Raw genomic sequence first — 23,146 nt, forward strand, 5'->3', positions numbered from 1 at the left:
GCCATGCCACGTTCTCTCAAGAAAGGTCCTTTTATTGACCTGCACTTGCTGAAGAAGGTAGAGAAAGCGGTGGAAAGCGGTGACAAGAAGCCCCTGCGCACTTGGTCCCGTCGTTCAACGATCTTCCCTAACATGATCGGTTTGACCATCGCTGTCCATAATGGTCGTCAGCACGTTCCTGTCTTTGTTTCCGACGAAATGGTCGGCCACAAACTGGGTGAATTTGCACCGACACGTACTTATCGCGGCCATGCTGCAGATAAGAAAGCCAAGAAGAAATAAGTAGGAGGAAGAGATGGAAACTATTGCTCAACATCGCCATGCTCGTTCTTCTGCTCAGAAGGTTCGCCTGGTGGCAGACCTGATTCGCGGTAAGAAAGTGTCGCAGGCTCTGGATATTCTGACCTACACCAACAAAAAAGCTGCTGTGTTGGTTAAGAAAGTCCTGGAATCTGCCATTGCGAACGCCGAACACAACGATGGCGCTGATATCGACGATCTGAAAGTCGCGAAAATCTTCGTAGACGAAGGCCCAAGCATGAAGCGCATTATGCCGCGTGCGAAAGGTCGTGCAGATCGCATCCTGAAGCGCACCAGCCACATTACTGTGGTTGTGTCCGATCGCTGAGACTCTGGAGACTAGCAATGGGTCAGAAAGTACATCCTAATGGTATTCGCCTGGGTATTGTAAAACCATGGAACTCTACCTGGTTTGCGAACACCAAAGAATTCGCTGACAACCTGGACAGCGATTTTAAAGTCCGTCAGTTCCTGACTAAGGAACTGTCTAAAGCGTCTGTATCTCGTATCGTTATCGAGCGTCCGGCTAAGAGCATCCGTGTGACTATTCACACTGCTCGCCCGGGTATCGTTATCGGTAAGAAAGGTGAAGACGTAGAAAAACTGCGTACGGTCGTCGCGAAAATCGCTGGCGTTCCTGCACAGATCAATATCGCCGAAGTCCGTAAGCCGGAACTGGACGCTAAATTGGTTGCTGATAGCATCACTTCACAGCTGGAGCGTCGTGTGATGTTCCGTCGTGCTATGAAGCGTGCTGTACAGAACGCAATGCGTCTGGGCGCGAAGGGTATTAAAGTTGAAGTCAGCGGCCGTTTGGGCGGTGCCGAGATCGCACGTACCGAATGGTACCGTGAAGGTCGCGTACCGTTGCACACACTGCGTGCAGACATTGACTACAACACCTCTGAAGCGCACACCACTTATGGTGTAATCGGCGTTAAGGTATGGATCTTCAAAGGCGAGATCCTGGGTGGTATGGCTGCTGTTGAACAACCGGAACCGGCTGCTCAACCTAAAAAGCAGCAGCGTAAAGGCCGTAAGTAAGGAGAGTCGCTGATGTTACAACCAAAGCGTACGAAATTCCGTAAAGTGCACAAAGGCCGCAACCGTGGTCTGGCGCAAGGTACGGATGTCAGCTTCGGTACTTTCGGTCTGAAAGCTGTTGGCCGTGGTCGTCTGACTGCTCGTCAGATCGAAGCAGCACGTCGTGCTATGACCCGTGCAGTTAAGCGTCAAGGTAAAATTTGGATCCGTGTATTCCCGGACAAACCAATTACCGAGAAGCCGCTGGAAGTGCGTATGGGTAAAGGTAAGGGTAACGTGGAGTATTGGGTTGCCCTCATTCAACCGGGTAAAGTCCTGTATGAAATGGACGGCGTTCCGGAAGAGCTGGCCCGTGAAGCCTTCAAGCTGGCAGCAGCAAAACTGCCTATCAAAACCACCTTTGTTACTAAGACGGTGATGTAATGAAAGCAAATGAGCTGCGTGAAAAAAGCGTTGAAGAGCTGAACACTGAGCTACTTAACCTGCTGCGTGAGCAGTTTAACCTGCGCATGCAAGCAGCATCTGGCCAACTTCAGCAGACCCATCTGTTGAAGCAAGTGCGCCGTAATGTTGCACGTGTTAAGACTTTACTGACTGAGAAGGCGGCGTAATGACCGATAAAATCCGTACTCTGCAGGGTCGTGTTATTAGTGACAAAATGCAGAAATCTGCAGTTGTTGCTATCGAACGTGTCGTGAAACACCCGATCTACGGTAAATTCATCAAGCGTACGACTAAGCTGCACATCCATGACGAGAACAACGAATGCGGTATTGGTGACGTGGTAGAAATCCGCGAAACTCGTCCGCTGTCTAAGACTAAGTCTTGGACGCTGGTTCGCGTTGTAGAGAAAGCGGTTCTGTAATAGAATCCGCTTCCTCTAAAAAATAAAATGAACGGCTCGTCTGAGCCGTTCATTTTTTCTACCCATGTGCGAGAACCGGTGTTATAATGCCGCGCCCTCAATTATGGGGCTTTTTAACGACCTGAGGTTTGGGTCCCGAAGTAGTAGTTGACATTAGCGGAGCACTAAAATGATCCAAGAACAGACTATGCTGAACGTCGCCGACAACTCCGGTGCACGTCGCGTAATGTGTATCAAGGTTCTGGGTGGCTCGCACCGTCGCTACGCAGGCGTCGGCGATATCATCAAAGTGACCATCAAGGAAGCAATTCCTCGTGGCAAGGTGAAAAAAGGTGATGTCCTGAAAGCGGTAGTGGTGCGCACCAGGAAGGGTGTTCGTCGCCCGGACGGTTCTGTCATTCGCTTCGATGGTAATGCATGCGTTATTTTAAACAATAACAGCGAGCAACCTATCGGTACGCGTATTTTTGGGCCGGTAACTCGTGAACTTCGTACTGAAAAGTTCATGAAAATTATCTCTCTGGCACCAGAAGTACTCTAAGGAGCGAGCAATGGCAGCGAAAATCCGTCGTAACGACGAAGTTATCGTGCTTACCGGCAAAGACAAAGGTAAACGCGGTAAAGTAAAGAATGTCCTGACTTCTGGTAAGGTCATCGTTGAAGGTATCAACCTGGTTAAGAAACATCAGAAGCCGGTCCCGGCCCTGAACCAACCAGGCGGCATCGTTGAAAAAGAAGCTGCTATTCAGGTTTCTAACGTTGCACTCTTCAATGCGGCAACCGGCAAGGCTGACCGTGTAGGCTTTAGATTCGAAGACGGCAAAAAAGTCCGTTTCTTCAAGTCTAATAGCGAAACTATCAAGTAATTTGGAGTAGTACGATGGCGAAACTGCATGATTACTACAAAGACGAAGTAGTCCAGAAACTCATGACAGAGTTCGGCTACAATTCTGTCATGCAAGTCCCTCGGGTCGAGAAGATCACCCTGAACATGGGTGTTGGTGAAGCGATCGCTGACAAGAAACTGCTGGATAACGCAGCAGCAGACCTGGCAGCAATCTCCGGTCAAAAACCGCTGATCACCAAAGCACGCAAATCAGTTGCAGGCTTCAAAATCCGTCAGGGCTATCCGATCGGCTGTAAAGTAACTCTGCGCGGCGAGCGCATGTGGGAGTTCTTTGAGCGTCTGATCACTGTTGCTGTACCTCGTATCCGTGACTTCCGTGGTTTATCTGCGAAGTCTTTCGACGGTCGTGGTAACTACAGCATGGGCGTTCGTGAGCAGATCATCTTCCCAGAAATCGATTATGACAAAGTCGATCGCGTTCGTGGTTTGGATATTACCATTACCACTACTGCGAAATCTGATGATGAAGGCCGTGCTCTGCTGGCTGCCTTTGACTTCCCGTTCCGCAAGTAAGGTAGGGTTACTTAATGGCTAAGCAATCTATGAAAGCACGCGAAGTTAAGCGTGTGAAATTAGCAGACAAGTTCTTCGCTAAGCGTGTTGAACTGAAAGCGATCATTTCTGATGTGAACGCGTCCGACGAAGACCGTTGGGATGCCGTTCTCAAGCTGCAGAGTCTGCCGCGTGATTCCAGCCCTTCACGTCAGCGTAACCGCTGCCGTCAGACAGGTCGTCCGCACGGTTTCCTGCGGAAGTTTGGGTTGAGCCGTATCAAGGTCCGTGAAGCCGCAATGCGCGGTGAAATCCCGGGTCTTAAAAAGGCTAGCTGGTAATTGTCACCATTTGAATCACGGGAGTAACACAGATGAGCATGCAAGATCCGATCGCGGATATGCTGACCCGTATCCGTAACGGTCAGGCCGCGAACAAAGTTGCGGTCTCTATGCCTTCCTCCAAGCTGAAAGTGGCAATTGCCAACGTGCTGAAGGAAGAAGGCTATATTGAAGATTTTAAAATCGAAGGCGACATCAAGTCTGAGCTGGAAGTAACACTTAAGTATTTCCAGGGCAAGGCTGTGGTTGAGAGCATTCAGCGTGTTAGCCGTCCAGGTCTGCGCATCTATAAGAAAAAAGATGAGCTGCCAAAAGTAATGGCTGGTCTGGGCATCGCTGTAATCTCTACCTCTAAAGGTGTCATGACTGATCGTGCAGCGCGCCAAGCTGGTCTTGGTGGCGAAATTATCTGCTACGTAGCGTAATCGGAGGATAAAATGTCTCGTGTTGCAAAAGCACCTGTCGTTGTTCCTGCGGGCGTAGAGGTAAAACTCAGCGGTCAGGAAGTTTCGATCAAAGGCAAAAACGGCGAGCTGACTCGTACTATCAACAGTGCTGTAGAAGTTAAGCATGCAGACAACGCCCTGACTTTCGCTCCACGCGAAGGTTTTGCGGATGGTTGGGCACAAGCAGGTACTGCTCGTGCGCTGCTGAACGGCATGGTTATCGGTGTTACCGAAGGCTTCACCAAGAAGCTGCAACTGGTTGGTGTTGGTTATCGTGCAGCTGTTAAAGGCAACTCTGTGAGCTTGGCCCTGGGCTTCTCTCACCCTGTTGACCATGCACTGCCGGCCGGCATCACTGCTGAATGTCCAACTCAGACTGAGATCGTGCTGAAAGGCGCTGATAAACAGCTGATTGGTCAGGTTGCAGCTGATCTGCGCGCCTACCGTCGTCCTGAGCCTTACAAAGGCAAGGGTGTTCGTTACGCCGACGAAGTCGTGCGTACCAAAGAGGCTAAGAAGAAGTAAGGTAACACTATGGATAAGAAATCTGCTCGTATCCGTCGTGCGACCCGTGCACGTCGCAAGCTCAAAGAGCTGGGTGCTACTCGCCTGGTGGTACATCGTACCCCGCGTCATATCTACGCACAGGTGATCGCCCCGAACGGTTCCGAAGTTCTGGTTGCTGCTTCTACTGTAGAAAAAGCTATTGCCGAACAACTGAAGTATACCGGTAACAAAGACGCCGCTGCAGCTGTAGGTAAAGCTCTGGCTGAGCGCGCTGTTGAGAAAGGCATCAAAAATGTCTCTTTCGACCGTTCCGGGTTCCAATATCATGGTCGTGTCCAGGCACTGGCAGATGCTGCCCGTGAAGCTGGCCTTCAGTTCTAAGGTAGAGGTCTAAGATGTCAAACATCGAGAAACAAGCTGGCGAACTGCAGGAAAAACTGATCGCGGTAAACCGTGTATCTAAAACTGTAAAAGGTGGTCGTATTTTCTCCTTCACCGCACTGACTGTAGTGGGTGATGGTAACGGCCGCGTTGGTTTTGGTTACGGTAAAGCGCGTGAAGTTCCAGCAGCGATCCAGAAAGCGATGGAGAAAGCCCGTCGCAATATGATTAACGTCGCGCTGACTCACGGCACCCTGCAGCACCCTGTTAAAGGTGCTCACACGGGTTCTCGTGTGTTCATGCAGCCGGCTTCTGAAGGTACCGGTATCATCGCCGGCGGTGCAATGCGCGCCGTTTTAGAAGTCGCTGGAGTACATAACGTTCTGGCTAAAGCGTATGGTTCTACTAACCCGATTAACGTGGTTCGTGCAACTATCGATGGCTTGGGCAATATGAATTCTCCGGAAATGGTCGCTGCCAAGCGTGGTAAATCCGTTGAAGAAATTCTGGGGTAATCACGATGGCTAAGACAATTAAAATTACACAAACCCGCAGTTCAATCGGCCGCCTGCCTAAGCACAAAGCGACTCTGGTTGGCTTGGGTCTGCGTCGTATTGGCCACACCGTAGAGCGTGAAGACACGCCTGCAGTACGCGGTATGGTTAACGCGATTTCCTACATGCTTAAAGTGGAGGAGTAAGAGATGCGTTTAAACACTCTGTCTCCGGCCGAAGGGTCTAAACACGCTACTAAGCGTCTGGGTCGTGGTATCGGTTCTGGCCTCGGTAAAACTGGTGGTCGTGGTCACAAAGGTCAGAACTCTCGTTCTGGCGGTGGCGTACGTCGCGGTTTCGAGGGTGGTCAGATGCCTCTGTATCGTCGTCTGCCGAAATTCGGTTTCACCTCTCGCAAAGCAATGATCACCACAGAAGTTCGTCTGTCTGATCTGGCGAAAGTTGAAGGCGGTATTGTTGACCTGAATACGCTGAAAGCGGCCAATATTATCGGTGTTCAGATTGAATTCGCGAAAGTGATTCTCTCTGGTGAAGTTTCTGCACCGGTAACGGTTCGCGGTCTGCGTGTCACCAAAGGTGCTCGTGCTGCAATCGAAGCTGCTGGCGGTAAAATCGAGGAATAAGTAGCAGATGGCAAAGCAACCGGGATTAGATTTTCAAAGTGCCAAAGGTGGCTTTGGTGAACTGAAGCGCAGACTGTTGTTTGTAATCGGTGCACTCATTGTCTTCCGCATTGGCTCTTTTATTCCAATCCCCGGTATCGATGCCACTGTACTTGCCAAACTGCTTGAGCAACAGCGTGGCACCATCATTGAAATGTTTAACATGTTCTCTGGTGGTGCTCTCAGTCGTGCCTCAATCTTCGCGCTGGGTATTATGCCGTACATTTCGGCCTCTATTATTATCCAGCTGTTAACGGTGGTTCATCCGGCGTTAGCTGAGATTAAGAAAGAGGGTGAAGCTGGTCGTCGTAAGATTAGCCAGTACACTCGCTATGGCACACTGGTTCTGGCTGTATTCCAGTCGATCGGTATTGCTACCGGTCTACCGAATATGCCTGGAATGCAAGGACTGGTAATGAATCCAGGCTTTGCATTCTACTTTACCGCTGTTGTAAGTCTGGTTACCGGGACGATGTTCCTGATGTGGCTGGGTGAACAGATTACTGAACGAGGTATCGGCAACGGTATCTCGATCATTATCTTCGCTGGTATCGTTGCGGGTCTCCCGCCGGCCATTGGCCATACCATCGAGCAAGCGCGGCAAGGTGACCTGCACTTCCTTCTGTTGCTGTTGGTTGCAGTTCTAGTATTTGCAGTGACGTTCTTTGTTATTTTCGTAGAGCGTGGCCAGCGCCGCATTGTGGTCAACTACGCTAAACGTCAGCAAGGTCGTCGTGTATATGCTGCACAGAGCACACATTTACCGTTGAAAGTGAACATGGCGGGCGTAATCCCAGCTATTTTTGCTTCCAGCATTATTCTGTTCCCAGCGACCATAGCATCATGGTTCGGGGGCGGAACCGGTTGGAACTGGCTGACAACAATTTCGCTGTATTTGCAACCAGGACAGCCGCTTTATGTGCTACTCTATGCGACTGCAATCATCTTCTTCTGTTTCTTCTATACGGCGTTGGTATTCAACCCACGTGAAACAGCAGATAACCTGAAGAAGTCTGGTGCATTCGTACCGGGAATTCGTCCGGGAGAGCAAACGGCGAAGTATATCGATAAAGTAATGACACGTCTGACCTTAATCGGCGCATTGTATATTACGTTTATCTGCCTGATCCCGGAGTTCATGCGTGATGCTATGAAAGTTCCATTCTACTTTGGCGGTACATCACTGCTCATTGTAGTGGTCGTCATCATGGACTTTATGGCTCAAGTGCAAACTCTGATGATGTCGAGTCAGTACGAGTCTGCATTGAAGAAAGCTAACCTGAAGGGCTACGGCCGTTAATTCGGGTGCTTGAGAAGTTACGGAGAGTAAAAATGAAAGTTCGTGCTTCCGTCAAGAAATTATGTCGTAACTGCAAAATCATTCGCCGCGACGGTGTCGTACGTGTGATTTGCAGCGCCGAGCCAAAGCATAAACAGCGCCAAGGCTGATATTGTCACATATTTTTCTTGCAAAGTCGGGTTGAGCTGGCTAGATTAGCCAGCCAATCTTTTGTATGTCGATGCGTTACCATTTGAGTATCCTGAAAACGGGCTTTTCAGCATGGGACGCATTTGTTTAATTATAGGAGTGCATAGTGGCCCGTATAGCAGGCATTAACATTCCTGATCAAAAACATACCGTGATCGCATTAACTTCGATCTTCGGTATCGGTAAGACCCGTTCTAAAGCCATCTGCGCTTCAACGGGTATCGCTGAAAATGTTAAGATCAGAGAGCTGTCTGAAGAACAAATTGAACAGCTGCGTGAAGCAGTTGGTAAATTCGTTGTTGAAGGTGATCTGCGCCGTGAAATCACCCTGAGCATCAAGCGTCTGATGGACCTTGGTTGCTATCGTGGTTTACGCCATCGTCGTGGTCTGCCAGTTCGCGGTCAGCGTACTAAGACCAATGCACGTACCCGTAAGGGTCCGCGTAAACCGATCAAGAAATAATCGGGGTGAGTAAATAATGGCAAAGGCACCAGTTCGTGCACGTAAGCGTGTAAGAAAACAAGTCTCAGATGGCGTGGCTCATGTCCATGCATCTTTTAACAACACCATCGTTACCATTACTGATCGTCAGGGTAACGCACTGGGTTGGGCAACCGCCGGTGGTTCCGGTTTCCGCGGTTCACGTAAATCTACTCCGTTTGCTGCCCAGGTAGCTGCAGAGCGCTGTGCAGAAGCAGTGAAAGATTACGGTATTAAGAATCTGGAAGTTATGGTTAAGGGTCCAGGTCCAGGCCGCGAATCAACAATTCGTGCTCTGAACGCTGCTGGTTTCCGCATCACTAATATTACTGATGTGACTCCAATCCCTCACAACGGTTGTCGTCCGCCGAAAAAACGTCGCGTTTAACGCCCGTTTTTAGGTTAGTTGGAGAAAGAAAATGGCAAGATATTTGGGTCCTAAGCTCAAGCTGAGCCGTCGTGAGGGTACCGACTTATTCCTTAAGTCTGGCGTTCGCGCGATCGATACCAAGTGCAAAATTGAACAACCACCTGGTCAGCATGGTGCGCGTAAACCGCGTCTGTCTGACTACGGCGGCCAGTTGCGTGAAAAGCAAAAAGTTCGTCGTATGTACGGCGTGCTGGAGCGTCAGTTCCGCAACTACTATAAAGAAGCAGCACGTCTGAAAGGCAACACAGGTGAAAACCTGCTGGCTCTGCTGGAAGGCCGTCTGGATAACGTAGTTTACCGTATGGGCTTTGGCGCCACTCGTGCAGAAGCACGCCAGCTGGTTAGCCATAAATCTATCCTGGTGAACGGCCGCGTTGTTAACATCGCTTCTTATCAGGTATCTCCGAATGATGTCGTAAGCATCCGTGAGAAAGCCAAACAGCAATCTCGCGTGAAGGCCGCTCTGGAGCTGGCTGAGCAGCGTGAAAAGCCCACCTGGCTGGAAGTTGATGCTACTAAGATGGAAGGTGTGTTCAAGCGTATTCCTGAACGTACCGATCTGTCTGCGGACATTAACGAACACCTGATCGTCGAGCTTTACTCTAAGTAAAGCTTAGTACCAAAGAGAGGACACAATGCAGGGTTCTGTGACAGAGTTTCTAAAACCGCGCCTGGTAGATATCGAGCAAGTGAGTTCGACGCACGCCAAGGTGACCCTTGAGCCGTTAGAGCGTGGCTTTGGCCATACTCTTGGTAACGCACTGCGCCGTATTCTGCTTTCTTCCATGCCGGGTTGCGCGGTGACCGAGGTTGAGATTGATGGTGTGCTTCATGAGTACTCCACCAAAGAGGGCGTACAGGAAGATATCCTGGAAATCCTGCTTAACCTGAAAGGGTTGGCGGTAAGAGTTCAGGGCAAAGATGAAGTTATCCTTACTCTGAATAAATCTGGCATTGGCCCTGTGACTGCAGCCGACATCACCCACGACGGTGATGTTGAAATCGTCAAGCCGCAGCATGTGATCTGCCATCTGACCGATGAAAACGCATCTATTAGCATGCGTATCAAAGTTCAGCGTGGTCGTGGTTATGTGCCGGCTTCTGCCCGAATTCATTCGGAAGAAGATGAGCGCCCAATCGGCCGTCTGTTGGTTGACGCTTGCTACAGCCCTGTAGACCGTATTGCCTACAATGTTGAAGCAGCGCGTGTAGAACAGCGTACCGACCTGGACAAGCTGGTCATCGAAATGGAAACCAATGGCACAATCGATCCTGAAGAGGCGATTCGTCGTGCGGCGACCATCCTGGCAGAACAACTGGAAGCTTTCGTTGACTTACGTGATGTACGTCAGCCGGAAGTGAAAGAAGAGAAACCAGAATTCGATCCGATCCTGCTGCGCCCTGTTGACGATCTGGAATTGACTGTCCGCTCTGCTAACTGCCTTAAGGCAGAAGCTATCCACTACATCGGTGATCTGGTACAGCGTACCGAGGTTGAGCTGCTTAAAACGCCTAACCTGGGTAAAAAATCTCTTACCGAGATTAAAGATGTGCTTGCTTCACGTGGTTTGTCTCTGGGCATGCGCCTGGAAAACTGGCCACCGGCAAGCATTGCTGATGAATAACCGGATCACAGGTTAAGGTTTCACTGAGAAGGATAAGGTCATGCGCCATCGTAAGAGTGGTCGTCAACTGAACCGCAACAGCAGCCATCGTCAGGCTATGTTCCGCAACATGGCTGGTTCTCTGGTTCGTCATGAGATCATTAAGACGACTCTGCCGAAAGCCAAAGAGCTGCGCCGCGTAGTTGAGCCGCTGATTACTCTTGCCAAGACCGACAGCGTAGCTAATCGTCGTCTGGCATTCGCCCGCACTCGTGATAACGAGATCGTGGCAAAACTGTTTAACGAGCTGGGCCCGCGTTTCGCGAGCCGTGCCGGTGGTTACACTCGCATTTTGAAGTGTGGCTTCCGTGCTGGTGACAACGCTCCGATGGCTTACATCGAGCTGGTTGATCGTCCAGAAGCTCAAGCAGAAGCTACTGCAGAGTAATTTGTAGTAACGTAAAAGACCCGCTTCGGCGGGTTTTTTATTGTCCGTAATTCCTTTCCATTTCCTCCTCTTTCGCTATGCTGTTGGCAGATATCACCGTCTGGGGTTCACTTATGTGGCTAATCGATCAACTTGTTGAGCAGCACATCCGCGAGGCTCAGGAAAAAGGTGAGCTGAGCAATCTGCCCGGTGAGGGTGCACCTTTACATTTAGAGGATGATAGCGGAGTGCCGGTAGAACTACGCACTGCTTATCGCCTGTTGAAAAATTCCGGCTATTTGCCCCCGGAACTGGAGATGCGTCGCGAAGCATTAGCACTTCATGATTTGTTGCGAGAATTAAATTCAGATAATGAAAAAGCGCGGGAATTATCGAAACGTTTAACGCTGCTTGAAATAAAACTTCACCAGGCTGGAATCAGTACCGACTTCCTGCACGATGAATATAGCGACGTTATTCATCAACGTTTGCAGCAGGAGGAATAGCATGTATCGGATCGGCCAGCTGGCAAAAATGGCGGATGTTACGCCCGATACCATCCGCTTTTATGAAAAACAGCAGATGATGAATCACGAGGTACGTACCGAAGGTGGCTTTCGTCTTTACAACGAGGACGATTTACAACGCCTGCGTTTTATTCGCTATGGACGTCAACTCGGATTTAGTCTGGATTCAATCCGCGGTCTTTTGTCGATCCGCATCCATCCAGAACATCATACCTGCCAGGAATCAAAAGCCATTGTTGCGAAGCGTTTGGACGAAGTGAATGGCATGATCGCAGAATTGCAGACGATCCAACGATCGTTGCACCGTTTAGCCGAAACTTGCTGCGGTGATTTGCATAGCAGCGCCTGCTGTTCAATTCTGGAAGCCCTGGAAAAGGGTGAAGAGCCTCATCCTGAAATTTGTTGCAGCAAGGATTGAGTTTTGTAATGAAAGGAATATAGTTGCGCCGTTACTAATCGGAGGACAAGATGAGCCGCTATCAGCATCAAAAAGGTAAAATCAAGGATAATGCACTTGAAGCACTGCTACATGATCCGCTGTTTCGTCAGCGTATTGAAAAGAATGAGAAAGGAAAGGGCAGCTATCAACGAAAAGACAAACACGCAAAAGGGCGTAACTGGGAGGCCAGTGATAAGCAGAAAAGTTTATCACTGGCCTTCTGCTAACAATCAAAAAAGCCGCCTAATTCAGGCGGCTTTTTATCATAATTTTTCTTGATTATTTTGCTTTAACAGATCGCGAATTTCAGTAAGCAGTAACTCTTCATTCGTTGGCTTTGGTGCAGCCTTTTCAACTTCTTTTTTCTGATACAGCTTATTCATTACTTTAATTGCCAGGAAGATGGCAAAGGCAACAATCACAAAATCAAAAACGGTCTGAATAAAATTACCGTACTCCATAACCACTGCCGGGATATCACCTTCTGCAGGTTTTAATACCCATTTAAACTGTTTGAAATCGACGCCGCCAATCAGCAAGCCAAGGGGTGGCATAATGATGTTAGCGACTAATGAGGATACAATCTTGCCGAAAGCGGCACCAATGATCACACCGACAGCCAGATCTACTACGTTCCCGCGCATTGCAAAATCACGAAACTCTTTGAATAAACTCATTGTTATCTCCTTGCCTTGGCCAATTGCTAAAGTCTAACAAACCTTCGCGCAATTGCCATTATAACAACGGATTAAGCGTAATTTTTGGCTGCGGGCCAGAACCCGCAGTATTTAGAGGAAGAAAGGACTCGGCTGGAAAAGACGCTCAACATCCGGGACAAATTTCTTATCTGTCAGGAACATAATTACATGGTCGCCTTGTTCTACACGTACATTATCATTTGCAATGATGACTTCATCACCGCGGACAACGGCACCAATTATCGTTCCGGGTGGTAGTTTAATATCTTCTATTAACCGTCCAACCACGCGCGAAGTGGTTTCATCGCCGTGTGCGATGGCTTCGATAGCTTCAGCAATGCCGCGACGTAGTGATGAGACGCCGACAATATCGGCTTTACGAACATGGCTCAATAAAGCGGAGATAGTGGCTTGTTGTGGAGAGATCGCAATGTCGATCACGCTTCCTTGCACCAGATCTACATAGGCGCGGCGCTGGATCAGCACCATTACTTTTTTAGCCCCCATTTTCTTAGCCAGCATTGCTGACATAATGTTGGCTTCATCATCATTGGTAACGGCAATGAAGAGATCGACCTGATCAACATGCTCTTCGGCCAGCAGTTCCTGATCCGAAGCATCGCCATAAAAAACAATGGTATCGTGTAGACGTTCAGCCAGTTCTGCCGCGCGTTGTTGATTGCGCTCAATTAACTTCACGCTATATTGTTTTTCCAGACGCTGCGCCAGGCCAAAGCCGATATTGCCGCCACCAACCAGCATGATGCGTTTATAAGGTTTTTCCAGGCGCTGCATCTCGCTCATTACCGCGCGAATATGCTGACTCGCTGCAATAAAGAACACCTCATCGCCGGCCTCTACGATAGTGGAACCTTGCGGGCGAATCGGACGATCCTGGCGGAAAATGGCGGCGACACGAGTATCAATATGCGGCATATGCTCACGCATGATAGATAAAGGGTTTCCTACCAGCGGGCCACCGTAATAAGCTTTTACTACCGCAAGGCTCACTTTGCCTTCGGCAAAATTGACTACCTGAAGCGCGCCTGGATACTGGATAAGACGATAGATGTTATCAATAACCAACTGTTCCGGAGAAATCAGATGATCAATAGGTACTGCTTCAGGCACAAACAATTTCTCAGCATCGCGTAAATATTCTGCCGCACGGATCCGCGCGATGCGGTTTGGCGTATTAAAAAGTGAATAGGCAATCTGGCAAGCCACCATATTGGTTTCGTCGGAGTTGGTTACCGCCACCAACATGTCGGCATCTTCGGCACCCGCTTCGCGCAGGATTCGTGGGTGTGAACCATGGCCATGTACAACGCGCAGGTCAAATTTGTCTTGCAGCAGTCGCAGTCGGGCCGCATCGCTATCAACTACCGTAATATCGTTGTTTTCCCCCACCAGATTTTCTGCGAGAGTTCCGCCGACCTGACCGGCGCCGAGGATAATGATTTTCATGGCTTAGATGCTCTCGTCAGAGTGTGCCGCACTATTTTTTTATCAGCTTAGCGTAGAAGAAGCCGTCACCGCCATCGACGGTTGGGAATACCTGCCAGCCATTGATTTGTCCTTGTGGGATTGCCTCTGCTACGGCATCACCGTGTGCCGCTAAAAAGGCACTGATTTGCTGATGGTTCTCTTCAGGCAGGATTGAACAAGTGGCGTAAATCATTGTGCCGCCGGACTTCAGGCGTGGCCAAACGGCCTCGAGAATTTCACGCTGCAAATTCGCCAGCTCAGAAATATCTCGATCGCGTCGCAACCACTTGATGTCTGGATGGCGGCGAATAACGCCAGTGGCTGAGCAAGGTGCATCCAGCAAGATGCGATCAAACTGCCTGTCGCCACACCACTCTGCCGGTGTACGCCCGTCCCCCTGGCGCACCTCGGCCTGCATACCCAAGCGTTGCAGATTTTCATGCACGCGGAGCAAACGTTGCTGATCAATATCGACGGCTAATACTTTTGCCTGCGGGGCAATTTCAAGAATATGTGTGGTTTTGCCCCCTGGCGCGGCGCAGAGATCGAGAATGGATTCACCATCCTTAGGCTCAAGCAGCAGCGCGCAACGTTGTGCCGAGAGATCCTGCACCGTCACCCAGCCTTGTTCGAAACCTGGCAGATGGCTAACTGGAGCGGGAAACTCAAGACGCAAGGCATCGGATGCGTCGCCCGCGAAAGCCACTTTCTCTTCTGCCTGCAGTAACGCCAGCCAGGCATCGCGATCGTGATGCTGGCGATTGACGCGTAGCCACATCGGCGGCCTCTGATTGTTTGCTTCAACAATGTGCTGCCACTGTTCTGGCCATGCCGCCTGCAGACGTTTCAATAACCAGCCGGGATGCCAGTAACGTTGTGTACCTTGATCGACTTCGGCTAGCAGTGTTTCCTGCTGGCGCTGGAACTGGCGTAGTACGCCATTGAGTAGGCCTTTCAAATTTGCGCGCTTAAGAGCTTCAGCACCCGCAACGGTTTCTGCCAGAGCTGCATGCGCAGGTACACGGGTGTAGACCAACTGATAAAGCCCCACCATCAGCAAATAATGCAACACACGCTGTTTACCGGTTAAGGTGCGCTCCATCAATTTACCAATTAAGGCTTCCAGCTGTGGCAATGTGCGCATCACGCCGAAGCACAGCTCTTGCAGCAGTGCGCCATCTTTATCGGATAACGTTTTTTGCGCACCAGGCAAAACAGCGCTAAGCGATTCGCCTTTATCCACAACGCGTTCGATGAGTTGCGCGGCCAGGCTACGCAGGTTGATTGTCTTTTTCATTTTCATTTATCAAACAAAAAGCCCGGTTTAACCGGGCTTGGAGGATCAGGCCAAAACAGTTCCAGGAGTGAACCATTCACGGCGCGAATTTAGCAGGTCCTGTGCGGACATGGCTTTTTTACCGGCAGGTTGGAGTGACAGTAGATTGAGCACGCCATCGGCTGTCGAAATCTGAATACCCTGTTTATCGGCATGCAGTATCTCACCCGGTTGTTTATTTTGATGCGGCAAAACGCTTGCCTGCCACACCTTTACCGGCTGTTCATCCACCATGAAGTAGCTCATTGGCCATGGATTGAAGGCACGGATACAACGTTCCAACTGCACAGCAGAAAGCGACCAGTCGAGGCGCGCCTCCTCTTTGCTCAGCTTTTCCGCGTAAGAGACTAGCGCTTCATCTTGCACTTCAGGCTGAGCCTGACCACTTGCCAGCAAATCCAGCGTTAACAGCATGCCCTGTGGACCGAGCTGTGCCAGCTTTTCATAGAGTGAAGCGCTCGTGTCTTCCGCGGTAATTGGACAAGAAAGCTTATGCAGCATGTCACCGGTATCGAGGCCAACATCCATTTGCATGATGGTCACACCGGTTTCATTGTCCCCAGCCCAAAGAGAACGTTGAATTGGGGCGGCACCGCGCCAGCGCGGCAAAAGCGAACCGTGCACATTAATACAACCCAGGCGCGGCATTGTCAGCACTGCTTTCGGCAGGATCAAACCATATGCGACAACCACCATAATGTCGGCCTGCAGATCGGCAACCAGCTGCTGATTCTCTTCAGGCTTCAAGGATTTCGGTTGATACACTGGCACATCATGTGCCTGTGCCAGCACTTTTACTGGACTCGGTGTGAGTTTATTTCCGCGTCCGGCAGGACGATCGGGCTGGGTAAAGACACCAATAACCTGATGCTCAGAAGCAAGCAGCGCGTCAAGATGACGCGCTGCGAAGTCAGGTGTACCGGCAAAGATAATTTTGAGCGGTGCAGACACAGTTTAACCTTCTATTCGCGCTTAATCTTCGCGTGCGTTAAGGCGGGCCAACTTTTCCAGTTTCTGTTTAATACGCTGACGTTTAAGTGGCGACAGATAATCAATGAAGAGTTTGCCATCAAGATGATCGATTTCATGCTGGATACAAATCGCCAGCAGGCCATCGCTTTCAAGCTCAAAGCTTTTACCATCGCGATCCTGCGCACGCACTTTAACCCATTCAGCCCGCGGTACAAACGCGCGTTGCTCAGGGATAGAAAGGCAGCCTTCTTCAATCCCGGTTTCACCGCTTTTCTCTAGCAATTCCGGGTTGATGAGCACCAAACGCTCGTCACGATTTTCAGAAACATCAATCACAATGATGCGCTGATGAATATCAACCTGAGTCGCCGCTAAGCCAATACCTTCTTCGGCGTACATGGTTTCGAACATGTCGTCGACAATACGCTGAACGTCTGCGTTTACGGTAGCCACCGGCGCAGCGATTTTGCGAAGGCGATCATCAGGGAAATGTAATACCTGCAAAACTGACATAAATATCCAGATCTGTATGCGTTGAAGAAAAGATTACTGCCTCATATTGTAGACTTTTTGATGCCCGATTGACAGCATTGCACCGCATGATAGCGCGGCTGACAGGGAGTTTGGCATGGAGAAAATTGAATGGATGCTTAGGTTGGCGAATGTCAAAGGATTAAGCAGCCAGCTTGTCAGACATTTAGCCTTGGCGCTGCAGGATAGTGCCCCTGTTGATGATGGTCTCTTGTCAGATCATGGATTGAGCGAAATGCAGCGGCAACAGTTTAGGGAGCTATGTCCGCGCCAATTAGAAAGAACGTATTTATGGCTCGAGCATGAAGAGCATCATTTAGTTGCCTGCATAGATGAAGATTATCCTTCGGCGTTAACGGAAATCAGCCGACGTCCATCATTACTGTATGTCGCCGGAAGTGTGAATGCTCTGCAAACACCGCAACTGGGCGTGGTGGGGAGCCGTCATTGCACCCATTATGGCAAACAATGGGGAAGCTGGTTTACTCAGCAATTGGCGCTAAGTGGATTAACTATTACCAGTGGTTTAGCTCGCGGCATTGATGGCGTGGCGCATCGAGCTGCGTTAGAAGCACAGGGCAAAACCGTGGCGGTGTTGGGGAGTGGTCTGCAACATATCTACCCTAAAAGCCATCAATCGCTGGCGCGAGAAATCATTAGCAGTGGCGGCGCACTGATTTCTGAATTCCCACTTGATATGGCCCCGCATGCGGTCAACTTTCCTCGACGTAATCGTATCATCAGTGGTTTGAGCTTGGGGGTGTTGGTGATAGAGGCCTCGCTGAAAAGCGGTTCGTTAGTTACAGCACGCTATGCTTTGGAACAAAATCGTAACGTTTATGCGTTACCCGGTTCGCTTGGCAATCCGGGTAGCGAAGGAACACACTGGCTTATCCAGCAAGGGGCGCTTCTGGTGGCGCACCCCAACAATATTCTTGAGGACTTACATTCAACGCTGCAATGGTTGCCCGATAGCACTTCAGAAACAATATATTCACAAGACAGTGACGATGTTCCATTGCCATTTGCAACTGTGTTGGCTAACGTAGGTGATGAGGTTACACCTGTTGACGTCGTCGCTGAACGTGCCGGCCAACCTGTGCCAGTTACCGCAGCCCATTTGCTGGAGCTGGAGTTAGCAGGATGGATCGCAGCTGTACCCGGCGGCTATGTCCGATTGAGGAGGGCATGCCATGTTCGACGTACTTATGTACTTGTTTGAGACATATATCCACAACGAAGCTGAAATGCGCGTTGATCAGGATAAATTGACCGATGACTTAACCGACGCCGGTTTTCATCGTGAAGATATCTACAATGCGTTGAATTGGCTTGAACGGTTAGCGGATTATCAGGAAGGCTTGGTTGCGCCTGTGCTCATGGCAAACGATCCGCTCTCCATGCGAATCTACACGGAAGAGGAAAATCAGCGTTTAGATGCCGAGTGTCGCGGTTTTATTTTGTTCCTGGAGCAGGTTCAGGTGCTGAATATGGAAACGCGCGAGATGGTCATCGAACGTGTAATGGCCCTCGATACCCTGGAATTCGATCTTGAAGATCTCAAATGGGTGGTGTTGATGGTGCTGTTTAACATTCCAGGATGTGAAAACGCCTATCAGCAAATGGAAGAACTGTTATTCGACGTCAATGAAGGTATGCTGCATTAATAATCTTCGATTAATGCAACCGGTAATATGAGTAAATCAGCACTATTCTCCGTGCCTAAACACGATCCCTGCCCCGCTTGCGGGGCAGAATTAGTTATACGCTCCGGCAAACACGGTCCTTTCCTGGGGTGTGTCAATTATCCAACCTGTGATTACATTCGTCCGCTGAAGAGCCATGGCGATGGGCACGTTGTTAAAGTGCTGGAAGGACATGCCTGCCCGAAATGTGGTGCAGACAAAGTTCTGCGGCAGGGACGCTTTGGCATGTTCATTGGTTGTAGCCACTATCCCGAGTGCGATTACACAGAAACCATCGACAAGCCTGATGAAACAGCCATTGCTTGTCCGCAATGTCAGAGCGGTAAACTCGTACAGCGTCGCTCGCGATATGGCAAAACTTTTCACTCGTGCGATCGCTATCCAGATTGTCAGTTTGCAATTAATGCAACGCCGATTGAAGGTGTTTGCCCGCATTGTCAGTTCCCCTTATTAATAGAGAAGAAAACCGCACAGGGCATGAAGCGCTTTTGCGCCAGCAAACGCTGCGGTAAGCCAATCGTTCAGGACCAAGAATCATCATGAAGCCAAGTCAGTATTTAGCAGGAAGCCTCGATTTTTGTATTGAGCAACTCCAGCAGCAGGAAGTTATCGCTTACCCAACCGAAGCCGTATTCGGCTTGGGCTGCGATCCCGATAGCGAAAATGCCGTAATGGCGCTTCTGGCGCTCAAGCAGCGTCCAGTCGATAAAGGCCTTATTCTGATTGCAGCTGATTACGCGCAACTTGAACCTTACATCGCCGATCGTGAACTTACTGTACTTCAGCGCGAACGTATGTTTGCGAGCTGGCCCGGCCCGGTGACTTATGTGGTGCCCGCGTCGCCACACACGCCGCGCTGGCTCACTGGACGATTTGATTCACTGGCAATCCGCGTTAGCGATCATCCTGATGTCCAGGCTTTATGCCGTGGTTTTGGTAAACCGCTGGTTTCGACCAGTGCCAATCTTTCCGGTGAGCCGCCTTGTCGTAATGTGGAAGAAGTTGCCCAGCAATTTGGTGCTGAGTTTCCAGTATTACACGCTGAAACCGGTGGACGCCTGAATCCTTCTGAGATCCGCGACGTTATTAGCGGTGAACTTATTCGCCAGGGTTAATTTATGAAAAACTTTGCCGTTTTTGGTAATCCCATTGCCCACAGCAAATCACCTTTTATCCATAGCCTCTTTGCTGAGCAAACCGGCATTGATCATCGATATGGCAGTGAGTGTGCACCCTTAGAGGGTTTTCCCCAGTCGATCACAGACTTCTTTGCGAATGGTGGTAAAGGGGCCAATGTCACACTGCCTTTCAAACAGCAGGCATGGGAATTTGCGGATGAGCTTAGCGAACGCGCGGCATTGTCCGGGGCGGTGAACACATTAAAGAAAGATGCGCAGGGCAAGATCTTTGGTGATAACACGGATGGTATTGGTTTGCTAAGCGATCTGGAACGCTTGCAGATGATCCAGTCGGACGATCGTATCCTGCTGGTGGGGGCCGGTGGTGCAGCGCGAGGCGTGATCCTACCGCTTCTCTCTTTTGGATGTTCATTAGTGGTGGTGAACCGCACGGTTGAACGTGCCGAGCAGCTGGCAAATATTTTCCAGCATAACGGGGAAATCAAAGCGGCCAGCTTCGAGCAATTAGCGGGTCAGCAATTTGATCTGATCATTAATGCGACTTCAAGCGGTGTCGATGGCAAGGTGCCGGCGTTAGCTGCATCGCTTATTAATCCACAAACGCGTTGCTATGACATGTTTTATCAACAGGGGTTGACGCCATTTCTACAGTGGTGCCAGCAGCAGGGCGCACAGCAGCTGGCAGATGGTGTTGGCATGCTGGTGGGACAAGCCGCTCATGCTTTCCAACTGTGGCATGGCGTGATGCCAGAGATCACGCCAGTGATTACCACGCTAAAGCAGGCGATGCAGCAGCGATAAATTTGACGATCAAGAATGGACTTTGCTTTCCTGATCGAGATACTCATTCTTCCAACTCACGTAATTGTTGGATGAATAGAGCAGCCCGGCGATTTCAGCTTCACTCAGCGGTCGTACTTGTTTAACCGGGCTGCCCAAATAGAGGTAGCCACTCTCCAGTCGTTTGCCTGGCGGCACCAAACTACCAGCGCCAATCATCACATCATCTTCAACAATTACACCATCCAGCAGAATCGATCCCATACCAACCAGTACACGATTTCCGATAGTACAGCCGTGCAACATCGCTTTATGGCCCACCGTCACGTCTTCGCCAATGATTAGTGGGAAACCTTCCGGATTGCTGGTGGATTTATGCGTGACGTGCAGTACGCTGCCGTCCTGGATATTGCTTCTTTTACCAATCATCACTTTATTCACGTCACCGCGAATCGCTACCAGCGGCCAAATGCTGACGTCATCGGCGAGCTGTACTTCACCCACCACCACGCTGCTGCTATCGATCATTACGCGATCGCCGGCTTGCGGAAAATGGTTCTTATAAGGTCGTAGGGCTATAGACATGATCTTCTCCTTTTACATTTTTACCCAAGCCTGCGGTTTAAAAGCCGGATAAACAAGATGATTTTTGAACAGATCGCTCGCGATCGCAGCGAAAAGAATGAAAACTCGCCAGTCGATTAAAAAGATCGAAAAAAGGGGTTGTGCAAAAAATTCGGATCCCTATAATGCGCCACCACTGAGACGGCAAAGCGGCAACGCAGGCGGCTCAGCAGGGAGTGAAGAAATTCATCCCGCCGGATGAAAACGCTGAAAAAAGTGTTTGACTCTGAAGAGGGAAAGCGTAATATACGCCACCTCGCGACAGGCGGTTAACCCGCTGCTCGCAACGCTCTTTAACAATTTATCAGACAATCTGTGTGGGCACTCGCAGGATTGATATCAGCGTCTCCGGACGCAACAAAATATCAAGTCTCACGAGTGAACACATAATGAAATTCATTATGACGTTTTACAGATGAGCATCGCTGCACTTGTTGCAGCAAATCAAACTTAAATTGAAGAGTTTGATCATGGCTCAGATTGAACGCTGGCGGCAGGCCTAACACATGCAAGTCGGACGGTAGCACAGAGAGCTTGCTCTCGGGTGACGAGTGGCGGACGGGTGAGTAATGTCTGGGAAACTGCCCGATGGAGGGGGATAACTACTGGAAACGGTAGCTAATACCGCATAACGTCGCAAGACCAAAGTGGGGGACCTTCGGGCCTCACACCATCGGATGTGCCCAGATGGGATTAGCTAGTAGGTGGGGTAATGGCTCACCTAGGCGACGATCCCTAGCTGGTCTGAGAGGATGACCAGCCACACTGGAACTGAGACACGGTCCAGACTCCTACGGGAGGCAGCAGTGGGGAATATTGCACAATGGGCGCAAGCCTGATGCAGCCATGCCGCGTGTATGAAGAAGGCCTTCGGGTTGTAAAGTACTTTCAGCGGGGAGGAAGGCGGTGAGGTTAATAACCTTACCGATTGACGTTACCCGCAGAAGAAGCACCGGCTAACTCCGTGCCAGCAGCCGCGGTAATACGGAGGGTGCAAGCGTTAATCGGAATTACTGGGCGTAAAGCGCACGCAGGCGGTCTGTCAAGTCGGATGTGAAATCCCCGGGCTTAACCTGGGAACTGCATTCGAAACTGGCAGGCTAGAGTCTTGTAGAGGGGGGTAGAATTCCAGGTGTAGCGGTGAAATGCGTAGAGATCTGGAGGAATACCGGTGGCGAAGGCGGCCCCCTGGACAAAGACTGACGCTCAGGTGCGAAAGCGTGGGGAGCAAACAGGATTAGATACCCTGGTAGTCCACGCCGTAAACGATGTCGACTTGGAGGTTGTTCCCTTGAGGAGTGGCTTCCGGAGCTAACGCGTTAAGTCGACCGCCTGGGGAGTACGGCCGCAAGGTTAAAACTCAAATGAATTGACGGGGGCCCGCACAAGCGGTGGAGCATGTGGTTTAATTCGATGCAACGCGAAGAACCTTACCTACTCTTGACATCCAGCGAACTTAGCAGAGATGCTTTGGTGCCTTCGGGAACGCTGAGACAGGTGCTGCATGGCTGTCGTCAGCTCGTGTTGTGAAATGTTGGGTTAAGTCCCGCAACGAGCGCAACCCTTATCCTTTGTTGCCAGCGGTCCGGCCGGGAACTCAAAGGAGACTGCCAGTGATAAACTGGAGGAAGGTGGGGATGACGTCAAGTCATCATGGCCCTTACGAGTAGGGCTACACACGTGCTACAATGGCGCATACAAAGAGAAGCGACCTCGCGAGAGCAAGCGGACCTCATAAAGTGCGTCGTAGTCCGGATCGGAGTCTGCAACTCGACTCCGTGAAGTCGGAATCGCTAGTAATCGTAGATCAGAATGCTACGGTGAATACGTTCCCGGGCCTTGTACACACCGCCCGTCACACCATGGGAGTGGGTTGCAAAAGAAGTAGGTAGCTTAACCTTCGGGAGGGCGCTTACCACTTTGTGATTCATGACTGGGGTGAAGTCGTAACAAGGTAACCGTAGGGGAACCTGCGGTTGGATCACCTCCTTACCTGAAGATACCTTCCCGCGAAG

General features: G+C 50.3%; 37 protein-coding genes and 1 rRNA gene. 32 read left to right on the top strand and 6 right to left on the bottom strand.

Annotation, left to right across the window (positions count from 1 at the left end; all coding sequences use genetic code 11):
* Positions 1-3 precede the first annotated feature (3 nt).
* The 26 genes from rpsS to AAGR08_RS00975 all read left to right on the top strand — a co-directional run bounded on the left by rpsS (position 4) and on the right by AAGR08_RS00975 (position 12,084).
* Positions 4-282: a 30S ribosomal protein S19 gene (gene rpsS / locus AAGR08_RS00850; protein ID WP_001138115.1), complete on the top strand. Its 279-nt coding sequence runs from the start codon at positions 4-6 to the stop codon at positions 280-282.
* 13 nt (positions 283-295) lie between these two features.
* Positions 296-628, top strand: a complete 333-nt coding sequence (rplV, locus tag AAGR08_RS00855; RefSeq protein WP_007891659.1) for a 50S ribosomal protein L22 — start codon at positions 296-298, stop codon at positions 626-628.
* Positions 629-645: 17 nt separating this feature from the next.
* Positions 646-1,344: a 30S ribosomal protein S3 gene (gene rpsC, locus AAGR08_RS00860; protein ID WP_007891660.1), complete on the top strand. Its 699-nt coding sequence runs from the start codon at positions 646-648 to the stop codon at positions 1,342-1,344.
* Positions 1,345-1,356: 12 nt separating this feature from the next.
* The gene (rplP, locus tag AAGR08_RS00865; protein ID WP_002438716.1) at positions 1,357-1,767 is read left to right on the top strand and encodes a 50S ribosomal protein L16; all 411 of its coding nucleotides are present in this window, start codon (positions 1,357-1,359) and stop codon (positions 1,765-1,767) included.
* Complete coding sequence (gene rpmC / locus AAGR08_RS00870) at positions 1,767-1,955, top strand: 50S ribosomal protein L29 (protein ID WP_084938330.1); 189 nt, start codon at positions 1,767-1,769, stop codon at positions 1,953-1,955. The genes rplP and rpmC overlap by 1 nt, the downstream gene beginning before the upstream one ends.
* On the top strand, positions 1,955-2,209 hold the full coding sequence (rpsQ, locus tag AAGR08_RS00875; protein ID WP_007891663.1) for a 30S ribosomal protein S17: 255 nt from the start codon (positions 1,955-1,957) through the stop codon (positions 2,207-2,209). The genes rpmC and rpsQ overlap by 1 nt, the downstream gene beginning before the upstream one ends.
* Positions 2,210-2,378: 169 nt before the next feature.
* Positions 2,379-2,750 (top strand): 50S ribosomal protein L14, encoded by a 372-nt coding sequence (gene rplN / locus AAGR08_RS00880; RefSeq protein WP_006120590.1) that lies wholly within the window; start codon positions 2,379-2,381, stop codon positions 2,748-2,750.
* Between the two features lie 10 nt (positions 2,751-2,760).
* A complete protein-coding gene (gene rplX / locus AAGR08_RS00885; protein WP_097095832.1) occupies positions 2,761-3,075 on the top strand; it encodes a 50S ribosomal protein L24 in 315 nt (104 codons plus the stop codon).
* Between the two features lie 14 nt (positions 3,076-3,089).
* Positions 3,090-3,629, top strand: a complete 540-nt coding sequence (rplE, locus tag AAGR08_RS00890) for a 50S ribosomal protein L5 (protein ID WP_097095833.1) — start codon at positions 3,090-3,092, stop codon at positions 3,627-3,629.
* A gap of 14 nt (positions 3,630-3,643) precedes the next feature.
* A complete protein-coding gene (rpsN, locus tag AAGR08_RS00895) occupies positions 3,644-3,949 on the top strand; it encodes a 30S ribosomal protein S14 (protein WP_007891666.1) in 306 nt (101 codons plus the stop codon).
* A gap of 32 nt (positions 3,950-3,981) precedes the next feature.
* Positions 3,982-4,374 carry a 30S ribosomal protein S8 gene (rpsH, locus tag AAGR08_RS00900; RefSeq protein WP_007891668.1) on the top strand — a complete coding sequence of 131 codons (393 nt, stop codon included), beginning with the start codon at positions 3,982-3,984 and terminating at the stop codon, positions 4,372-4,374.
* 12 nt (positions 4,375-4,386) lie between these two features.
* Positions 4,387-4,920: a 50S ribosomal protein L6 gene (rplF, locus tag AAGR08_RS00905; RefSeq protein ID WP_176973624.1), complete on the top strand. Its 534-nt coding sequence runs from the start codon at positions 4,387-4,389 to the stop codon at positions 4,918-4,920.
* A 9-nt stretch (positions 4,921-4,929) separates the two neighbouring features.
* Positions 4,930-5,283, top strand: a complete 354-nt coding sequence (gene rplR, locus AAGR08_RS00910; protein WP_007891678.1) for a 50S ribosomal protein L18 — start codon at positions 4,930-4,932, stop codon at positions 5,281-5,283.
* A 14-nt stretch (positions 5,284-5,297) separates the two neighbouring features.
* Entirely contained in the window at positions 5,298-5,798 is a 501-nt protein-coding gene (gene rpsE, locus AAGR08_RS00915) for a 30S ribosomal protein S5 (protein WP_007891679.1), read from the top strand.
* A gap of 5 nt (positions 5,799-5,803) precedes the next feature.
* Complete coding sequence (gene rpmD / locus AAGR08_RS00920; protein ID WP_021186404.1) at positions 5,804-5,983, top strand: 50S ribosomal protein L30; 180 nt, start codon at positions 5,804-5,806, stop codon at positions 5,981-5,983.
* Between the two features lie 3 nt (positions 5,984-5,986).
* A complete protein-coding gene (gene rplO / locus AAGR08_RS00925) occupies positions 5,987-6,421 on the top strand; it encodes a 50S ribosomal protein L15 (RefSeq protein ID WP_097095834.1) in 435 nt (144 codons plus the stop codon).
* 7 nt (positions 6,422-6,428) lie between these two features.
* Positions 6,429-7,760: a preprotein translocase subunit SecY gene (secY, locus tag AAGR08_RS00930; RefSeq protein WP_007891686.1), complete on the top strand. Its 1,332-nt coding sequence runs from the start codon at positions 6,429-6,431 to the stop codon at positions 7,758-7,760.
* A gap of 32 nt (positions 7,761-7,792) precedes the next feature.
* On the top strand, positions 7,793-7,909 hold the full coding sequence (gene rpmJ / locus AAGR08_RS00935; RefSeq protein ID WP_004160566.1) for a 50S ribosomal protein L36: 117 nt from the start codon (positions 7,793-7,795) through the stop codon (positions 7,907-7,909).
* 146 nt (positions 7,910-8,055) lie between these two features.
* Positions 8,056-8,412 (top strand): 30S ribosomal protein S13, encoded by a 357-nt coding sequence (gene rpsM / locus AAGR08_RS00940; RefSeq protein ID WP_034830736.1) that lies wholly within the window; start codon positions 8,056-8,058, stop codon positions 8,410-8,412.
* A 16-nt stretch (positions 8,413-8,428) separates the two neighbouring features.
* The gene (gene rpsK / locus AAGR08_RS00945; RefSeq protein WP_004160563.1) at positions 8,429-8,818 is read left to right on the top strand and encodes a 30S ribosomal protein S11; all 390 of its coding nucleotides are present in this window, start codon (positions 8,429-8,431) and stop codon (positions 8,816-8,818) included.
* A 31-nt stretch (positions 8,819-8,849) separates the two neighbouring features.
* The gene (gene rpsD, locus AAGR08_RS00950) at positions 8,850-9,470 is read left to right on the top strand and encodes a 30S ribosomal protein S4 (RefSeq protein WP_007891687.1); all 621 of its coding nucleotides are present in this window, start codon (positions 8,850-8,852) and stop codon (positions 9,468-9,470) included.
* Positions 9,471-9,495: 25 nt separating this feature from the next.
* A complete protein-coding gene (rpoA, locus tag AAGR08_RS00955) occupies positions 9,496-10,485 on the top strand; it encodes a DNA-directed RNA polymerase subunit alpha (protein WP_007891688.1) in 990 nt (329 codons plus the stop codon).
* A gap of 40 nt (positions 10,486-10,525) precedes the next feature.
* Positions 10,526-10,912: a 50S ribosomal protein L17 gene (rplQ, locus tag AAGR08_RS00960; protein WP_008104728.1), complete on the top strand. Its 387-nt coding sequence runs from the start codon at positions 10,526-10,528 to the stop codon at positions 10,910-10,912.
* Between the two features lie 113 nt (positions 10,913-11,025).
* Positions 11,026-11,397, top strand: coding sequence for a DUF1992 domain-containing protein (locus AAGR08_RS00965; protein WP_345828072.1), 372 nt, complete (start codon positions 11,026-11,028; stop codon positions 11,395-11,397).
* 1 nt (position 11,398) lies between these two features.
* The gene (gene zntR / locus AAGR08_RS00970) at positions 11,399-11,836 is read left to right on the top strand and encodes a Zn(2+)-responsive transcriptional regulator (protein ID WP_345828074.1); all 438 of its coding nucleotides are present in this window, start codon (positions 11,399-11,401) and stop codon (positions 11,834-11,836) included.
* A gap of 50 nt (positions 11,837-11,886) precedes the next feature.
* Positions 11,887-12,084, top strand: coding sequence for a ribosome alternative rescue factor ArfA (locus tag AAGR08_RS00975; protein WP_097095837.1), 198 nt, complete (start codon positions 11,887-11,889; stop codon positions 12,082-12,084).
* Positions 12,085-12,120: 36 nt separating this feature from the next.
* Here AAGR08_RS00975 and mscL read toward each other — a convergent pair whose 3' ends face one another.
* From mscL to def, 5 genes are all read right to left on the bottom strand, one after another.
* A complete protein-coding gene (gene mscL, locus AAGR08_RS00980; RefSeq protein ID WP_097095838.1) occupies positions 12,121-12,534 on the bottom strand; it encodes a large-conductance mechanosensitive channel protein MscL in 414 nt (137 codons plus the stop codon).
* A 111-nt stretch (positions 12,535-12,645) separates the two neighbouring features.
* On the bottom strand, positions 12,646-14,022 hold the full coding sequence (gene trkA / locus AAGR08_RS00985) for a Trk system potassium transporter TrkA (RefSeq protein ID WP_097095839.1): 1,377 nt from the start codon (positions 14,020-14,022) through the stop codon (positions 12,646-12,648).
* 31 nt (positions 14,023-14,053) lie between these two features.
* The gene (gene rsmB / locus AAGR08_RS00990) at positions 14,054-15,340 is read right to left on the bottom strand and encodes a 16S rRNA (cytosine(967)-C(5))-methyltransferase RsmB (protein ID WP_345828077.1); all 1,287 of its coding nucleotides are present in this window, start codon (positions 15,338-15,340) and stop codon (positions 14,054-14,056) included.
* Positions 15,341-15,385: 45 nt separating this feature from the next.
* The gene (fmt, locus tag AAGR08_RS00995; RefSeq protein ID WP_345828079.1) at positions 15,386-16,330 is read right to left on the bottom strand and encodes a methionyl-tRNA formyltransferase; all 945 of its coding nucleotides are present in this window, start codon (positions 16,328-16,330) and stop codon (positions 15,386-15,388) included.
* Between the two features lie 21 nt (positions 16,331-16,351).
* Positions 16,352-16,864: a peptide deformylase gene (gene def, locus AAGR08_RS01000; protein WP_064741579.1), complete on the bottom strand. Its 513-nt coding sequence runs from the start codon at positions 16,862-16,864 to the stop codon at positions 16,352-16,354.
* 115 nt (positions 16,865-16,979) lie between these two features.
* Here def and dprA point away from each other — a divergent pair, with 115 nt between their 5' ends.
* From dprA to aroE, 5 genes are read left to right on the top strand one after another with little or no spacing between them, the layout of a single operon-like run.
* A complete protein-coding gene (dprA, locus tag AAGR08_RS01005) occupies positions 16,980-18,104 on the top strand; it encodes a DNA-protecting protein DprA (RefSeq protein ID WP_345828082.1) in 1,125 nt (374 codons plus the stop codon).
* Positions 18,076-18,549: a DUF494 family protein Smg gene (gene smg / locus AAGR08_RS01010; protein WP_007891699.1), complete on the top strand. Its 474-nt coding sequence runs from the start codon at positions 18,076-18,078 to the stop codon at positions 18,547-18,549. The genes dprA and smg overlap by 29 nt, the downstream gene beginning before the upstream one ends.
* Positions 18,550-18,576: 27 nt before the next feature.
* Positions 18,577-19,131, top strand: a complete 555-nt coding sequence (locus AAGR08_RS01015; protein ID WP_097095843.1) for a type I DNA topoisomerase — start codon at positions 18,577-18,579, stop codon at positions 19,129-19,131.
* On the top strand, positions 19,128-19,703 hold the full coding sequence (gene tsaC, locus AAGR08_RS01020) for an L-threonylcarbamoyladenylate synthase type 1 TsaC (protein WP_345828084.1): 576 nt from the start codon (positions 19,128-19,130) through the stop codon (positions 19,701-19,703). Before AAGR08_RS01015 ends, tsaC begins: the two co-directional genes overlap by 4 nt.
* Positions 19,704-19,706: 3 nt before the next feature.
* On the top strand, positions 19,707-20,528 hold the full coding sequence (gene aroE / locus AAGR08_RS01025; protein ID WP_345828086.1) for a shikimate dehydrogenase: 822 nt from the start codon (positions 19,707-19,709) through the stop codon (positions 20,526-20,528).
* Positions 20,529-20,537: 9 nt separating this feature from the next.
* Here aroE and AAGR08_RS01030 read toward each other — a convergent pair whose 3' ends face one another.
* Positions 20,538-21,092 (bottom strand): gamma carbonic anhydrase family protein, encoded by a 555-nt coding sequence (locus AAGR08_RS01030; RefSeq protein ID WP_345828088.1) that lies wholly within the window; start codon positions 21,090-21,092, stop codon positions 20,538-20,540.
* Between the two features lie 491 nt (positions 21,093-21,583).
* On the opposite strand from AAGR08_RS01030, the gene AAGR08_RS01035 reads away from it, so the two are divergent.
* Positions 21,584-23,123 (top strand): 16S ribosomal RNA (locus AAGR08_RS01035).
* Positions 23,124-23,146 lie beyond the last annotated feature (23 nt).

Source organism: Pantoea sp. BRR-3P, assembly GCF_039621635.1.
GTDB lineage: Bacteria > Pseudomonadota > Gammaproteobacteria > Enterobacterales > Enterobacteriaceae > Pantoea > Pantoea floridensis.